The 16,035-nt window shown below is 62.1% G+C and carries 14 protein-coding genes; all 14 read right to left on the bottom strand.

All coding sequences use genetic code 11. The features are described 5' to 3' along the window. Window positions 1–2: 2 nt before the first annotated feature. The 14 genes from trbJ to purU all read right to left on the bottom strand — a co-directional run bounded on the left by trbJ (window position 3) and on the right by purU (window position 15,884). On the bottom strand, window positions 3–806 hold the full coding sequence (gene trbJ / locus MEU52_RS14345) for a P-type conjugative transfer protein TrbJ (protein WP_238123129.1): 804 nt from the start codon (window positions 804–806) through the stop codon (window positions 3–5). Next, window positions 803–3,292 (bottom strand): conjugal transfer protein TrbE, encoded by a 2,490-nt coding sequence (gene trbE / locus MEU52_RS14340; RefSeq protein ID WP_238123128.1) that lies wholly within the window; start codon window positions 3,290–3,292, stop codon window positions 803–805. Before trbE ends, trbJ begins: the two co-directional genes overlap by 4 nt. A gap of 9 nt (window positions 3,293–3,301) precedes the next feature. Continuing rightward, entirely contained in the window at window positions 3,302–3,565 is a 264-nt protein-coding gene (locus tag MEU52_RS14335; RefSeq protein ID WP_238123127.1) for a VirB3 family type IV secretion system protein, read from the bottom strand. A 2-nt stretch (window positions 3,566–3,567) separates the two neighbouring features. After that, the gene (locus MEU52_RS14330) at window positions 3,568–3,903 is read right to left on the bottom strand and encodes a TrbC/VirB2 family protein (RefSeq protein ID WP_238123126.1); all 336 of its coding nucleotides are present in this window, start codon (window positions 3,901–3,903) and stop codon (window positions 3,568–3,570) included. Continuing rightward, complete coding sequence (gene trbB, locus MEU52_RS14325; RefSeq protein ID WP_238123125.1) at window positions 3,900–4,907, bottom strand: P-type conjugative transfer ATPase TrbB; 1,008 nt, start codon at window positions 4,905–4,907, stop codon at window positions 3,900–3,902. Before trbB ends, MEU52_RS14330 begins: the two co-directional genes overlap by 4 nt. Before the next feature lie 199 nt (window positions 4,908–5,106). Beyond that, entirely contained in the window at window positions 5,107–5,994 is an 888-nt protein-coding gene (locus tag MEU52_RS14320) for a LysR family transcriptional regulator (RefSeq protein WP_238123124.1), read from the bottom strand. Between the two features lie 97 nt (window positions 5,995–6,091). Continuing rightward, the gene (locus MEU52_RS14315; protein ID WP_238123123.1) at window positions 6,092–7,372 is read right to left on the bottom strand and encodes a 4-aminobutyrate--2-oxoglutarate transaminase; all 1,281 of its coding nucleotides are present in this window, start codon (window positions 7,370–7,372) and stop codon (window positions 6,092–6,094) included. Between the two features lie 170 nt (window positions 7,373–7,542). Next, window positions 7,543–8,547 (bottom strand): CobW family GTP-binding protein, encoded by a 1,005-nt coding sequence (locus MEU52_RS14310; RefSeq protein ID WP_238123122.1) that lies wholly within the window; start codon window positions 8,545–8,547, stop codon window positions 7,543–7,545. A 236-nt stretch (window positions 8,548–8,783) separates the two neighbouring features. After that, window positions 8,784–9,581, bottom strand: coding sequence for a MerR family transcriptional regulator (locus MEU52_RS21840; protein ID WP_273546345.1), 798 nt, complete (start codon window positions 9,579–9,581; stop codon window positions 8,784–8,786). A gap of 251 nt (window positions 9,582–9,832) precedes the next feature. Continuing rightward, window positions 9,833–12,271: a GcvT family protein gene (locus MEU52_RS14300; protein WP_238123120.1), complete on the bottom strand. Its 2,439-nt coding sequence runs from the start codon at window positions 12,269–12,271 to the stop codon at window positions 9,833–9,835. 163 nt (window positions 12,272–12,434) lie between these two features. Further along, the gene (locus tag MEU52_RS14295) at window positions 12,435–13,379 is read right to left on the bottom strand and encodes an electron transfer flavoprotein subunit alpha/FixB family protein (RefSeq protein ID WP_238123119.1); all 945 of its coding nucleotides are present in this window, start codon (window positions 13,377–13,379) and stop codon (window positions 12,435–12,437) included. Then, the gene (locus tag MEU52_RS14290; RefSeq protein WP_238123118.1) at window positions 13,379–14,128 is read right to left on the bottom strand and encodes an electron transfer flavoprotein subunit beta/FixA family protein; all 750 of its coding nucleotides are present in this window, start codon (window positions 14,126–14,128) and stop codon (window positions 13,379–13,381) included. The genes MEU52_RS14295 and MEU52_RS14290 overlap by 1 nt, the downstream gene beginning before the upstream one ends. Further along, window positions 14,125–15,045: a bifunctional 5,10-methylenetetrahydrofolate dehydrogenase/5,10-methenyltetrahydrofolate cyclohydrolase gene (locus tag MEU52_RS14285; protein ID WP_238123117.1), complete on the bottom strand. Its 921-nt coding sequence runs from the start codon at window positions 15,043–15,045 to the stop codon at window positions 14,125–14,127. Before MEU52_RS14285 ends, MEU52_RS14290 begins: the two co-directional genes overlap by 4 nt. After that, a complete protein-coding gene (gene purU, locus MEU52_RS14280; protein ID WP_238123155.1) occupies window positions 15,042–15,884 on the bottom strand; it encodes a formyltetrahydrofolate deformylase in 843 nt (280 codons plus the stop codon). Before purU ends, MEU52_RS14285 begins: the two co-directional genes overlap by 4 nt. Between the last annotated feature and the right edge of the window lie 151 nt (window positions 15,885–16,035).

Here is a 16,035-nt window from a genome sequence, read left to right as displayed (position 1 = left end):
CCTCAATCGTGGAACATGCGCACGGTCGAGGCGCTGTAGCCCGTGCCCGTCATGAAGCGCTTGAACTGCTCGCGGGCCTGCTCCTGCGCGGCGGCCTGGCGCGACTTCTCCAGCGCCTCGGCACGGCCCTGTGCGGCCAGCATGGCGGTGAGGTCGGAGATCTGCTTCGCCTGCACGGCGAGGAGTTGGTTGCCGGCCTGCGTCGCCTGCAGCACGCCGACGGCGGACTGGCTGGCGCCCACCAGCGAACTCGTCTGGGAGCTTGTGCCGCCGATGTTCTCGACGGCTGTGGCTCCGGCCTTCAGCGAATGCTCGTAGGCGGAAAGCGATTGCTGCCAGCGCTGCCGGGCGCCATCGACCAGTTGCTGCCCGGTCTTTCCCGCGGTGAAGTCCTTGAACGTCGTGTCGAATTGCTGGTCGATGTTCTGGACGTTGTAGGCGAGCTTCTCGGCTTCGCCCATCAGCCGCTTCATCTCGGAAAAGTTGTTCTCGATCTGCGAGAGGACAGAGGTCGGCAGGCTGGCCAGTTGCTTTGCCTGGTTCATCAGCATCTGGGCCTCGTTGGCGAGCGAAGTGATCTGGTGATTGATCTGCTCCAGCGACCGGGCGGCCGTGAGCAGGTTCTGGCTGTAGTTGGTCGGGTCGTAGACGATGTCCCATGCCAGCGCCGGCATCGGCGCGAGCGGGATTGCGATGAGCGACAAGGCTGCGGGAGGCAGGACGAGGGAGACGCCGACGGCGCAGGCAAGCGCATGGCGGCGAACGCCGCGACCGCTGCGGATGGCGTGGAAACGGGTGTTCGTCATCGGGCGATGTCCTTTTCGGGCTGAAGGGAAGCTGGGACCGGCCTGGCGGGATCCGGGGCCGGCCGATCGACGATGTTGGTGAGGTCGGGAAGGAGGTCGGCCGCCCAGCCGAGGCCCTTGGCGCGCAGCCAGGCGTCGAGGAAATGCGGCCGGGCGCCGGCGTGCAGCAGCTCGTCGATCAGGGTGTGGGACGGTTTGTCGGAGGACGCGCAGAGCGCGAGCGCGATCTGGCCGAGGCCGAGTTCGAACAGCCGGTTGCCGCGCTGCGACTGATAGTAATAGTCCCTTTTCGGGGTGGCTCTGGCGACGATCTCGATCTGCCGATCGTTCAATCCGAACTGGCGGTAGATGGCCGAGATTTTCGGCTCGATGGCTCTGTCATTCGCCAGGAAGACGCGCGTCAGGCAGCATTCGATGAGCGCGGGCGCGATCGGCGATGCGTCGATGTCGGCGAGCGACTGGGAGGAGAACACGACGGAGACGTTCTTTTTCCGCAGCGTCTTCAGCCACTCCTTGATCTTGAAGGCGAAGTCGCCGTCATCGAGCGCGCGCCAGCCCTCGTCGATGACGAGCAGGGTCGGACGCCCGTCGAAGCGCGCTTCGAGACGGTGGAACAGATAGGCGAGGACCGCCGGCGCCGACTTCGTCCCGATCAGCCCTTCGGTCTCGAACGCCTGGACGGACGTCTCGCCGAGCCGCTCATGTTCCGCGTCGAGGAGCCGGCCATAGGCACCGGCGATGCAATAGGGTCGGAGCGCCTGCTTCAGCGCCGAGGATTGCAGCAGCACGGCGAGGCCGGTGATGGTGCGTTCCTCGACCGGAGCCGAGGCGAGCGAGGTCAGCGCGGTCCAGATGTGTTCTTTCACGTCCGGCGTGACGGTCACGCCTTCCCGCATGAGGATGTCGACCAGCCAGTCCGCGGCCCAGGCGCGCTCGGGCGTGTGGTGGATTCCGGCGAGCGGTTGCAGCGCGACGGTGTCGTCCGACAGCGCGCCGCCGAGGTCCTGCCAGTCGCCGCCCATGGCGAGGGTGGCGGCACGGATGGAGCCACCGAAGTCGAACACGTACACCTGCGCGTCGCGATAGCGCCGGAACTGGAGGGCCATGAAGGCCAGGAGGACGGATTTGCCGGCGCCCGTCGGTCCGACGATCATGGCATGCCCGACATCGCCGATGTGCAACCCGAAGCGGAACGGCGTCGCGCCTTCCGTCCTGGCGTAGAACAGCGGCGGCGCGCCGAAATATTCGTCCTTGGCCGGGCCGGCCCAGACGGCCGAGAGCGGCATCATGTGCGCCAAATTGACAGTGCTGATCGGCGGCTGGCGGACGTTGGCATAGGTCTGCCCGGGAATACCGCCGAGCCAGGCCTCGATGGCGTTGACGCCTTCGGTGATGCAGGTGAAATCGCGCGACTGGATCACCTTCTCGACAAGGCGCATCTTCTCGTCGGCAACAGCCGGATCGGCGTCCCAGACCGTCACCGTGGCGGTGACGTAGGCTTGGCCGACCTGATCGGAACCGAGGTCCTGCAGGGCGGCGTCGGCATCAGCCGCCTTGTTGGCCGCGTCGGTGTCGAGAAGCACGGACTGCTCGTTGGTCAACACTTCCTTGAGGATGGCGACGACCGATTTCCTCTTCGCGAACCACTGCCGCCTGATCCGCGTGACGAGGCGGGTGGCGTCGGTCTTGTCCAGCATGATGGCGCGCGTCGACCAGCGATAGAGGAACGCCAGCCGGTTCAGCTCGTCGAGGATTCCCGGAAACGTCATGGTCGGGAACCCGATGACCGTGAGGGTGCGCAGATGGAAGCCGCCGAGGCGAGGTTCCAGCCCGCCGGCGAGCGGCTGGTCGGCCAGCAGCGCGTCGAGATGCATCGGGGTCTCGGGCACCCGCACGCGATGACGCCGCGTCGAAATGGTGGAGTGGAGGTAGGTCAGGGTCTCCACGTCATCGAGCCATTCGGCCTCCGGCACGAAACCTTCAAGCAGGTTGAGGACGCGGTCGGTGCGGTCGACGAACCCTTTCAGCAGCTCCCACGGGTCGACGCCGCCCCGCTCGCGCCCCTCATAGAGCCAGCCTTCCAGACGGGAAGCCTCCTGGGCGGGCGGTAGCCAGACGAAGGAGACGAAATAGCTGCTCTCGAAGAGGATGCCGCTATCTTCGAATTGCTCGCGCCGCTCGATGTCCAGCAGCGCCGACGCGGCATCGGGGAAAAGACTGTCCGGATAGTCGGTCGCGCGATTGCGTTGCGCCTCGAAGAAGATAGCCCAGCCGGACCCTAGCCTGCGCAGCGCGTTGTTGAGGCGGCCGGTGGTGCCGACCAGCTCGGCCGCCGTCGCGCTGTCGAGGTCGGGGCCGCGGAAGCGCGCGGTGCGCTGGAAGCTGCCGTCCTTGTTGAGCACGACGCCCGGCGCCACCAGCGCTGCCCACGGCAGGAAGTCGGCTAGGAGCGCGCTGTTCTTGCGGTATTCGGCGAGGTTCATCATGGCCGCACCTCACGTGCCAAGATGTGCGGGATAGCGCACGTGGCGGCGGCCCACGTCGACGAACTGAGCGTCGCGCTTCGCGGCCCACACGGCCGCGAAGTGCCCGATCACCCAGATGGCGAGACCGGCGATCCACAGCCGAAGACCGAGGCCGACCGCTCCGGCGAGCGTCCCGTTGACGATGGCGACGGTGCGTGGGGCGCCGCCGAGCAGGATCGGCTCGGTCAACGCCCGATGCACCGGGGCGAAGAAGCCGCGGACATCCTCTTCCATGGCTACACCACCGCCCCACCGCCGAATGAAAAGAAGGACAGGAAGAAGCTCGATGCGGCGAACGCGATGCTGAGCCCGAACACGATCTGCACGAGGCGACGGAAGCCCCCGCTGGTGTCGCCGAAGGCGAGCATCAGGCCAGTGAAAATGATGATGATCACGGACACCACTTTTGCCACCGGTCCCTCGATGGATTCGAGGATCTTCTGAAGTGGCTCTTCCCACGGCATGGACGAGCCGGAGGCATGGGCGGGCGCCCCCATCAGCAGCGTGACCGCGGCAAGGACGGTCGCCTCGGCAAGGCGAGAGCGAACACGGCGAAGGGCATACGGGATCATTGGTGGTCTCCTTGTCCAGGGGTGGTGCGGAAATCGGAAGGCAGCAGCGCGTTGAGGGTGCGGTAGGTGCCGGTCACGGGGTCGAACCCCTCCACGAGGGCGATCTCCGCAAGCCGGCGGCCGGCGCCGCGGCCGGTGAGAACGGCGATGATGTCGATGGTGTCCCCGATCAGCGCGCGCGGGACCGTGACGACGGCCTCCTGGACCAGTTGCTCGAGCCGGTGCAGCGTGCCATGGGCGGTATTGGCGTGGATGGTGCCGATGCCGCCGGGATGCCCCGTCGACCATGCCTTCAACAGGTCCAGCGCTTCGGCGCCGCGCACTTCGCCGACCGGGATGCGGTCGGGACGCAGGCGGAGGGAGGACTTCACCAGATCAGACAGTGAGACGACGCCATCCTTGGTGCGCAACGCCACGAGGTTTCGAGCTGCGCATTGAAGTTCGCGCGTATCTTCGATCAGGACGACACGGTCGGGTGTTTTTGCCACTTCGGCCAACAGCGCGTTGACCAACGTGGTCTTGCCGGTGGAGGTACCTCCAGCGACCAGCACGTTCTTCCGCGTCACGACGGCGAGCCGCAAGATTTCGGCCTGAGCTTCCGTCATAATGCCGGCGGCGACGTAGTCGGTCAGCTCGAAGATGGCGACCGCCGGCTTGCGAATGGCGAAGGTCGCGGCTGAGACGACGGGGGGGACCAAACCCTCGAACCGCTCGCCCGACTCCGGCAGTTCGGCCGACACGCGCGGATTGCCGGCATGCACCTCGGCGCCGACATGGTGTGCGACGAGGCGCACGATCCGCTCGCCGGCGGCCGGCAGAAGTTCCTCGCCCGTATCACCGAGGCCGCCCTTGAGGCGATCGACCCAGAGCTTGCCGTCGGGATTGAGCATCACCTCCACGATCTCGGGATCTTCGAGATAACGGGCGATGGCGGGGCCGAGCGCCGTGCGCAGCATGCGCGCGCTTCGCGAGAGCCCTTCGGTGATGTGGTGATGTGCCGGCATCCTGCCCCCGTTCGCGGCCATCCGCGGGATGCGTGGATGGCGACGGGGACAATCAAGAAAGGCATGAATTGCGTGCCGGCAACGCTATTCTCCCGCGTTTCGTAGCCGGTCGTAGAAGGGAGAAAAAATACTGGAAGTTCTCGGCGTCCCTAAGTCGGCCGATGGCTCCGGCCGTCTCGCTGGTCGTCTGTCGACTGGATCAGAATCGTGGTTTCAGGACATCCAGAAATTGGCTCAGCACCGGGTTCGAATTGTCCGGCTTCCAGCAGGCTGAGTATCCAAGACGGGTTGCGCCGTTGCCATTGTGGACCGGCCGGAACACGACTCCCAAACCGCTCAGGCCAGTTGCAGACTCGCATTGCAGGGCAATGCCCTGGCCGGCGGCGACTTCACTCAGGATGCTCTCGCGGCTAAGAAGGCGCGTTGCGATGTGAGGGTGATCAGAAGGTGCTGCGAGATTGCGCAGCAGGATGTTCTGGATGTCGGGGCCTGGATCATGATGGCTAATAAGGAAGCGCTCCCCCTTCAATTCTGGCCAATAGATGACGGGCTTGTCCGCAAGCGGATGTTCGATCGGTAGGGCTACGACGAGATATTCTGACCAGAGCATGATCGTGCGAAACACTTCGCATGCACTGGCTTCACAGAGCACGATAGCCACGTCGATTGTTCCGGAAAGCAGCCCGGCAGTCAGATCGACGAAAGGAATTTCGAAAGGGACCACTTCGACATCGCGATACCGCTCACGGAAATCTCGCAATGCCGCGCGGAATGCACCGTTCGAAAGCGAGTTGTAGAACCCAACGACAATACGGCCACGGCGTCCGGTGCCGCTGGCTTTCGCATGTTCGGCCAGGCGCTCGATGTCTTCGACGATACGGCGCGCCCCTATAACAAACTCCTCGCCTATCGATGTTAGGCGCGCTCCGGCTGTGGACCGGTCGAACAGCAACACACCGAGCTCATCTTCCGCCTCCCGAATGCGTCTGCTGACGATTGGTTGGCGAACGTTGAGCTCATATGCGGCAGCGCTGAAACTGCCGTTGCGCGCGCAAGCGACGATGTAGCGAAGGTGGCGTAGATCCACCAAGCATCCTCCACATCTATGTACCCGCTGGACGGGCCGCCCCCACGAAAAGCCAGAATTCTCTAGTAATGCGCTGACCGTACAATGCGTCGGCGTCTCAGCTCTCAGCAGCACACTCGCGCAAGGTCGCCTCAAGAATGTCGAGCGCCTCGACAAACAGCTCATCCTGAATGGTCAACGGAGCCAGGAAGCGCACGACGTTGCCATGGACACCGCAGGTCAGAAGGATCAGGCCGCGCTCCAGGGCGTTGAGCCGGACCTTGTTCGTAAACTCGGGATTCGGCGTGCTGGTGCCCGGCAGGTTGAACTCAACGGCGTTCATGAAACCGGGCCCACGCACGTCCACGATCTGAGGGACGTCATCCCGCAGAGACTGCAACTTCTGCTTCAGCCGATTGCCGAGCAACGTGGCTCGCTCGTTGAGGCCCTCCTCCTCGATGACATCAAGAACCGCATTGCCGGCAGCGATACCGATTGGGCTCCCACCGTAGGTGCCACCAAGACCGCCCACCGCAGGCGAATCCATCAGGTCCGCGCGTCCGGTCACCGCCGCGATCGGAAAGCCACCGCCAAGGCCCTTGGCCATGGTGGTCAGGTCCGCCACCACACCAAAGTGCTCCATGGCAAACATTTTCCCCGTACGCGCGAAGCCGGTCTGGACCTCATCCGCAATCAGCAGGATCCCGTGCTTGTCGGCAAGTTCCCGAAGTGCCTGCATGAAAGCCTTCGGCACCTCGTAGAAGCCGCCTTCGCCCTGAACGGGCTCGATGATGAAGGCGGCGACCCGGTTCGGATCCACATCCGCCTTGAACAGCTTGTCCAGTGAGGAGAGCGAGGCCTCGACCGTCGTCCCGTGAAGTTCCGCGGGAAACGGCACATGGAAAACGTCCGGCATCATAGCGCCGAAACCAGCCTTGTACGGCGCCACCTTGCCCGTGAGGGCCATGCCCATGAATGTCCGACCATGAAATCCACCCGTGAAGGCGATGACCGCGGAGCGCTTGGTCGCAGCGCGTGCGATCTTGACCGCATTCTCCACAGCTTCCGCCCCGGTCGTGACAAAGACCGTCTTCTTCTTGAACTCACCGGGCACAAGAGCGTTCAGACGCTCAGCAAGCTGGACATAATTCGCGTAGGGTACCACCTGGTGGCAGGTGTGGGTGAAGTGATCCAGTTGCTTCTTTACGGCATCGATCACCTTCGGATGACGGTGGCCGGTGTTGACCACGGCGATACCGGCTGCGAAGTCGATGTAGCGCTTTCCCTCCACATCCCAGATCTCCGCATTCGCGGCGCGCTCGGCATAAATCTGGGTGGTAACGCCCACTCCTCCTGAGAGTGCGTCATTGCGGCGGGCGGCGAGTTCGGTGTTCAACATCTGAAGGTTCCCAATGCGTGACGATTAGCCCAAGCCCTTGGTCGAGCATGCATCGCTCTCCCCCCGGGCCTATCAAATCTCTACATAAATTCTGTAATGTTTCAACATGCCCGCAGCACCCGGTGACTGCTGCCCTACGCGCTTCGCTCGTGCGTCCGGCAAAGTGCTTCTCACAGAGGATCGACGCACGTCATCATGAGGCGTTCGAATTGGCCGAAATCCACATCAGCCTTGGAGCCGATCACCACAAGAACGTTGGCAGTGTCCCCTCGCTCTCGCACGCTCAGGTCGAGTGATGACCGCTTTCCAACGATCTGGAACAGCGAGCTGCGCTCAGGCTCGTCGGTGAACGTCAGATATCCCTTGGCGCGATAAATGCTCGCTGGAAATTCCTTTACGGCAGCCTCAAAGGCATCGCGCCTCAATAGGCCATCCGACGACCACGTCTGGGTGGCGAAGGCTTGATCGTGCGCACCAGATTGCCCTGACACGAAGCCCGTAGCACGCGGGAAGACGGACAGCCGCGGCGACTCGCGCGTTGAGTCCAGGATCACTTCGAGCGGCACTTCCGCTTGGACACTCTCGATAATGCGCATCGACGGGAGGGCAGCCTTCAACACCCTATGCACGCCCGCAACCACGTCACCCGATACGAGATCGATCTTGTTAAGGATGACCACGTCCGAGACTGCGGCCTGCTCGATCGCTAACTCTGTCATTCCATAGTCGAGATCGAAATAGTTGAGCGCATCCACCAAGCAGAATATGCCGTCGACTTGAAACTGGCGACTCAGCGCACCGGAGAAGAACATCTCCGCAACACGTCTGGGCTCCGAAACACCACTGGTTTCGATGACGATATGATCCGGAGTGGATTCCGCCTCCATTAGTCGCCGCAAACCACCCGCGAGATCGTCATTGATGTTGCAGCACACGCAGCCATTCTTAAGCGAAATGATATCGGGCTGCACCTCGCTCAGCATGTCCGCGTCGACATTGATCGCTCCGAAGTCGTTGATTAGGATCCCTAGCCTGTACCCCATTGGCTGAGCCAGCAAACGCCGCAGGAGCGTGGTCTTTCCAGCACCCAAAAAGCCGCTCACGATTGTCACTGGGATTTTCATCGTGGGAGCATCCGTGGAAGCCCGTTCGACCGGGGCGGCCTTCGGTAGCATTCTCATTCTTCTCGGCCTTCCACCCGCTTCGAGACCCCATCCCCACCCGATCGCGCGGCTGAGATTGGACCCGACTACAACCGCGCTCGCTTCCCCCAAGGTGCGACTTCACATACGGAAGTTCGCAGGAGATTTGCACAGAAATATTTACATAATTTCTGCAAAGATTCCACCATGCTAGTGCCCTTCCCAGCATCTCTCCGCCCCAACCCGACGCTGGGAATGCCTTCTCGGCCTCAGAACGTTGGCGGCGTGTTCACCCAGATCAGGCGACAGGGCTTACGTCCCTTGCAACGCCAAGCGTGAGCCCGTTTGCTTTCGAAGTAGAGGGAATCGCCTGGCTCGAGATCAACCGCGCCAATGCCATCGACTTCGATCTCGAACGTGCCCTCCAAGACCCTGATGAACTCCTCGCCCTCATGCGAATAGAAGCCTTCGCTGCCCGCTCCGGGTTGAAGCGTCCATTCTTGGCAATCGAGCATTCTCGGTCCTGAGGCGAGCTCAAGGATCTTGATCCCCGTGCCGAGCATAGGCAGTACACGCCCCTTCCCCGACTTCACGACACCATGGGCAGATGGGGGTTCGCCGGCGGCAAGGTCGGTCACCGTTGTTCCGAGCGTCTCCGCCAGGATCTTCATCAAACGGATGCCAACACCGCTTGAGGTCCGCTCCAGGGTCGATATCACAGAAGACGATACGCCGACGGCATCGGCCACCTGCTTGATCGTCATCCCTCTCTTCCGACGCAACTTACGAAGCAGGGGCCCCAGACCTGGCGCAGAGGCGTGATCGGCTTCCGGAACTTGTTCAGCGTCTTGCAGAGCGGATCTTATCGCCGCCAGATTCAGACCGTGGACCGACCGCAGCCGCAGAATTTCCCGGACGCGTGCAACGTCCTCCTCGCGGAAGAGTCTGTATCCGCTGTCCGTCCGGATCGGGTGAACCAGACCATGCTGCTCCCAAAGCCGAAGAGTGGCTGGAGGAACACCTACGGTCGAGGAAACGTCAGAAATCTTATAGACTGTCTCAGTCATCCAGTGCCGCCGCGCACCCCCCGAACATAGCGGGCCATTGCGCGGAATTTTAGCAGGCTCCCTTGCTGCGCGGCAAGCCAGCAAGAAGGCAGAACTGGCTGAGCATACTCGCGTACCGAGGCCGGGGCCACCAGCCTTTTTAACAGCTCGCGAGCGTTGGTTCCCAGGCGGCACGACGAACTGTGAGAATTCCGCTGCAACCAGGAACCAGCGCCCCGGAGCACTATTATATGGCTCCGGGGCGCCTCAGCTCACGCTTTGGGACGCAACGCCTTAGGGTCGTAGAAGGGCGGCAATGACAGACTTGCGCCATATCGCACGCCGGCAATCTCGACCTCGTATAGACCCTCGGCGAGGAACGCCTGCCATCCGGTCAAAGGCACGTCGACATAGCCGGATCCAAGCGAAGCCCCGATGGTGTAACCAAACGAACCAGACGTGACCCGCCCGACGATCTGGCCGTTCCGGTAGATCGGCTCATCATGGTGAAGCATGGCTTCCGGATCATCGAGCTTGATGTGGACCAGACGACGCTTCACGCCTTCGGCGCGCTGACGGGTGATCGCCTCTGCGCCGATGAAGGTGCTCTTCTTACGCGAAACCGCAAAGCCCAAGCCTGCCTCGATCGGCGTGTCCGCCGGCGAGACGTCATGGCCCCAGTGCACAAACCCCTTCTCGCTCCGCAGGGTATCCAGCGCGTGATAGCCCGCGAGGCGCAGACCCAGATCCTGACCTTCCTGCATCAGCGCATCGAAGATCGGCACCAGGAAGTCGGTCGTGGGATAGAGCTCCCAGCCGAGTTCTCCGACGAACGAAATGCGCAATGCCAGCGCCTTCCCATATCCGATATCAATCTCCTGGGCCGTGCCAAACGGGAAGGCTTCATTGGAGAAATCGTTGGGAGAAACGCTCTCAAGCAGTTCGCGCGATTTCGGGCCATTCAGGGCGAGCGTCCCGAAACCTGCACTGACGTCGGTGAGGGTCACGAATGCCTGAGGATCAAGATGACGACGAATCCAGTTCACATCGCGCGCCTGCTGGGCCGCGGCTGTCACCATCAGATATTTGTCCTCCGCGAGACGCGTGAACGTCAGATCCGACTCGATGCCGCCTCTATCGTTGAGCATCTGCGAATAAATCACCGACCCGACCGGGCGGTCCATATCCGAGGCGACGATGTGCTGAAGTTCACGACACGCATCACGACCCTGGATGAGCGTCTTGCCGAAGGATGAGAGATCGAAGAGAGCGACCGTCTCGCGAGCAGCCTTGTGCTCTTCGCCAACGGCCTCGAACCAGTTCTGCCGACCATAGGAGTATTCATACTTGGGCTCGACACCGGCGGGCGCGTACCAATTGGCGCGTTCAATGCCGGCAGCCGTACCAAAGCAGGCATTGTGCTCTTTGAGGCGCGCATACAGGGGCGTCTGCCGCACGGGACGGGCCGTTTCAAACTGCCTATGCGGCCAGTGCATCTCGTAAAGCAGGCCGAGACTCTCTCCGATGCGCGTCCGCAGGAATTTCTCGTTGGTCTCGAAACCATGGAAGCGGGCGATGTCCATTTCGGACAGGTCCATAGTGGCATGGCCCTCCACCACCCAGTCAGCCATGGCACGTCCCACGCCCGGCGAGGCAAGAATGCCCTGCGAGTTGAAGCCTGCCGCGACGAATAGATTGTCGACGTTCGGGGCTTCACCGACGATAAACCGGTTATCCGGCGTGAAGCTCTCGGGGCCATTCATGAAGTGACGTATGCCGAGCTCCTTCAGGAGCGGGACAGTCTCCATGGCCTTGGTCATGGGAAGCTCAAACTGATCCCAGTCCTCCGGGAGTTCGATGAACTGCTGGATCTCGGGGAGGCGCGACAGGGGGAGCGCCTTGGCATTGGGCTCGAACGCTCCCACGAGCAACTTGCCCGCATCTTCCTTGATGTAATTGTAGCCGTCTGTGTCCCGCAGCACCGGCAGCACCTTCGGGATCGACACATGCTCCTCGGTCGTGACGTACATGTGCTCGGAAGCATACAGCGGAACGTGAACACCCGCACGCGCGGCAAGCGTCCGGGTCCACAGCCCGCAGGCCAGGATGACCTTCTCGCAGGCGATATCGCCCTGCTTGGTCTTCACGCCGACAACACGTCCGCGCTCGATGGCGAAGTCTGTAACTTCGATCCCTTCGAGGATCTTGGCGCCGCCCATGCGGGCGCCACGGACAAAGCAGGCGGTCAGATCGACGGGATTGATCTGTCCGTCACCGGGAATGAAGGCGCCGCCCACAATCGCGCTGGGATCGAGCAGCGGATAATGATTCCGCACCTCGGTGGGGCTCAGCATATGCGCCTCGACGCCGAACACCTTGCCTAGAGAAACGAGGCGGGCAATCTCATGCAGGCGCTCCTGGGTACGGGCGATCGGCAGGGAGCCGCTGCGCTTGAACCCCGTGTCCAGACCGGTCTCCGCGGTGAGCTTCGGAAACAGCTCCGCGCCGTAACGGCAAAGCTCGGTCATCGTGTGCGTCGTGCGGAGCTGCATGAAGAGGCCAGCGGCATGCCAGGTGGTACCCGACGTGACCTGTCCGCGCTCGAGCAACACAACATCGCTCCAGCCGCGCTTCGTGAGATGATAGGCAATCGAACTCCCGATAGCGCCACCACCGACAATTACCACTCTCGCCTGAGAAGGAAACGACATGTGTGCCTCTAACACTCTACGTTGATTGATCGAAAAATGCTGGCGCGTGGTCGGTCAAATCAGACGCGGCATAACCCTGCCACGTCTGATTTCTTGGATGATGGACTAAACAATTTGCATACATTCTGCAATGTTCGTCCGCCCGGGGCGCGAGCTTCCGGCCTCAGGACGCAGATGCGTTCAGCGCCTTCTGAAGCTCCGGCATGATCTCGAAGAGATCCCCCACCAAGCCGTAATCCGCGATCTGGAAGATGGGCGCATCCGGGTCCTTGTTGATCGCGACGATCACCTTGGAGTCCTTCATTCCAGCGAGGTGCTGGATGGCACCCGAGATGCCCACAGCGACGTACAAATCCGGCGCGACCACCTTGCCGGTCTGACCGACCTGCCAGTCGTTCGGGGCATAACCAGCGTCCACCGCGGCACGCGAGGCGCCCATCGCGGCCCCAAGGGCGTCCGCCACCGGTTCGATGAACTGCGTGAAATGCTCGGGCGATCCCAGCGCCCGTCCACCAGACACGATGGTCTTCGCGGACGAGAGCTCAGGCCTGGTGCTCTTGACGACCGTTTCCTCGACAAACGTCGAGATCCCAGTATCGCCACGATCCGACAAAAGCTCAATCGGCGCCGCGCTGCCGTCGGCGGCAGCATCGAAGGAGGCAGTGCGGATCGTGAGCACCTTCTTTGCGTCAATGACCTGTACTGTCTGAAGGGCGTTACCGGCGTAGATCGGACGCTCAAACGTATCCGGCGCCAGAACACGGATCACGTCGGACACCTGCATCACATCCAGCAGCGCGGCAACGCGGGGCAGAATGTTCTTTCCGAACGCGGTGGACGGCGCGACGATGGCATCGAAGCTGGGAGCAAGCGCGACGATGAGATCCGCAACAGGCTCCGCGAGGCCATGCCCGTAGAAGACCGCGTCGGCCAGCAGGATCTTTTCAACGCCATCGAGCCGGGATGCCGCCTCGGCCGCGCGCTGCGCTTCATGGCCTGCCACCAGAACCTGGACAGAGCCACCCATCTGCTGCGCGGCGCTCAATGCCTTCCGGGTCGCATCGTTGATCAACGTGTTGTCGTGATCTGCAATCAGGAGAGTCGCCATCACAGCACTCCCGCCTCAGTCTTGAGTTTCGAAACGAGTTCGGTCACCGAAGCGACCTTCTGACCGGCGACACGTCCGGCAGGCTCGGTGGTGGTGATCACCTTCAGGCGCGGCAAGACATCCACGCCGAGCGTATCGGCCGCGATCTCCTCCAGCGGCTTCTTCTTCGCCTTCATAATGTTCGGCAGCGAAGCGTACCGGGGTTCATTCAGCCGGAGGTCGGTGGTCACGATCGCGGGCAGCTTGAGCATGAGCTTTTGCAGCCCACCATCGATCTCTCGCTGCACCTCCAGGTTCTCACCCGCGACCTCGAGCTTGGAAGCGAACGTTCCCTGCGGCCATCCCAGAAGCGCAGCGAGCATCTGGCCGGTCTGGTTGCAGTCGTCGTCGATCGCCTGCTTGCCAAGAATGACGAGATTTACCGCTTCCCGCTCCGCAACTCCCTTGAGGATCTTAGCGACGGCAAGCGGTTCGACGGTAGTTTCCGTTTTCACGAGGATTCCACGATCCGCCCCCATTGCGAGCCCCGTACGAACGATCTCCGAGGCCTGGGCCGGGCCGATCGAGACGACGATGACCTCCTCAGCCTTGCCGGCCTCCTTCAGACGAAGCGCTGCCTCGACAGCGATCTCATCGAAGGGGTTCATCGACATCTTGACGTTGGCCAGGTCGACACCGGATCCGTCCGGCTTCACCCTCACCTTCACGTTGAAGTCCACCACCCGCTTCACGGGCACCAGAATTTTCATCCTGCGACCTCCAAATGTGCGTTCTCTTCAGCCGCCTGCGCGACCATTGGAGAGAGCACTCCCCTGCGTTGGCATGCGGCTTCGATGGTGTTGCTGAGCAGACAGGCAATGGTCATCGGTCCAACCCCGCCCGGCACTGGCGTGATGGCGGCTGCGACCTCAACGGCCTCGTCGAACGCCACATCGCCGACAAGAATCCTGCGGCCATTCCGGTCGATCTGGTTGATACCAACGTCGATGACGATCGCCCCGCCGCGAATCCAACTGCCTCGAATGAGCTCGGGCTGGCCCACCGCCACCACCAGGATATCCGCTGTCCGGCAGACGGAGGGGACGTCGACGGTCGCTTTATGGGCCACAGTCACTGTGCATCCCTCTGCGAGGAGCAACCGAGCCATCGGCTTTCCGACGATATTGGAATGCCCGACCACCACTGCGTTCAAACCGACCAGAGACTTTCGTGCCTCCTGGATCAACATCAAGCATCCGAGCGGCGTGCAGGGAACGATACTCGGCTTGCCGATAGCCAGATTGCCTGCATTCGTCGGGTGGAAGCCATCCACGTCTTTGGGTGGCGCGATGGACGACATAACCAGGAAAGCGTCGATATGGGGAGGCAGCGGCAGCTGGACGAGGATCCCGTCCACACTGTCGTCCCCATTCAACATTTCAACCAGCGCCAGCACCTCAGCCTGCGAGGTTTCGACAGGCAGGCGGAAATACTGCGGCTCGATACCAACGCTGGTAGCCTGCTCGACCTTGTTGCGGACATAGACCACGCTGGCCGGGTCCTCACCGACGATCACCACACTCAACGCGACGCGAATGCCGTCGTTAGCGAGCTCTGCCGCAGCGGTCCGGACGCGATCCCGCAGTTGAGATGAAAGATCTCGACCGGACAGAAGTTTCGCGCTCATCGAAAGACCACCGTACGCCGCCCGGACAAGAACACGCGCCGCTCAGCGTGCAGTCGCACGGCACGAGCGAGCACCACGCATTCGACATCTCTGCCGGTATCGACCAGTTCCTCGGGGCCAAGCGAGTGCTCGGCGCGTGCGACGTCCTGCTCAATGATTGGGCCTTCATCCAGATCCGCGGTGACGTAATGCGCCGTGGCCCCGATCAGCTTCACGCCGCGTTCGTAAGCTTGATGATAAGGCTTGGCGCCCTTAAAACTCGGCAGGAACGAGTGGTGGATGTTGATCGCACGTCCATGAAGGAAGCCGCACATGTCGTCAGACAGCACCTGCATATAACGAGCAAGAACCGTGAGCTCGATGTCGTAGTCCGAGACGATCTGCTTGATCTGAGCTTCCTGCTGGGCCTTCGTCTCACGGTTGATCGGCAGATAGTGAAAAGGGATGCCGTGGAACTCGGCCAGATCCCTGAAATCCTCGTGATTGGAGACGATCGCCGGCACCTTGATGGGCAGCGTGCCCACACGCAGACGAAACAGCAGGTCGTTGAGGCAATGACCGAACTTCGAGACCATTAACAGCGTACGCATGGGCTCGGCTGCATTGCGCACCTCCCATTGCATGCCAATGCGTTCAGCGACCTCAGCGAGCGATGCCTTGATGCCCTCCGGACGTTCAGCTTGGCAGTCGAACACGACGCGCATGAAGAACATGCCATGCGGCGCCGTGAACTGGGCGCTTTCGACGATGTTGGCCTCATTCCCGGCCAAGGTTCCGGAAATCTCGTGCACGATCCCGACCTGATCGGCGCAGGACAGAGTCACGACCTGACGACACATATTCCCAGCCATTCGGCTCTCCACACACATCAATCCTGCCGATCACACGGCGGCTCTCGTCATTCCGGCGGGCGCACGAACGCATGTGCGCCCGCCGGAACAGGCACAATGAGACGAACTCAGCATCTTGGATGGACCGGGCAGTTTGCTC

The sequence above is a fragment of the Xanthobacter sp. NM-25 genome, from assembly GCF_022138605.1.
Lineage (GTDB): Bacteria > Pseudomonadota > Alphaproteobacteria > Rhizobiales > Xanthobacteraceae > Xanthobacter.
Note: the sequence above shows the minus strand (reverse complement) of the source record. Positions and strands in the feature narration are given on the sequence as shown.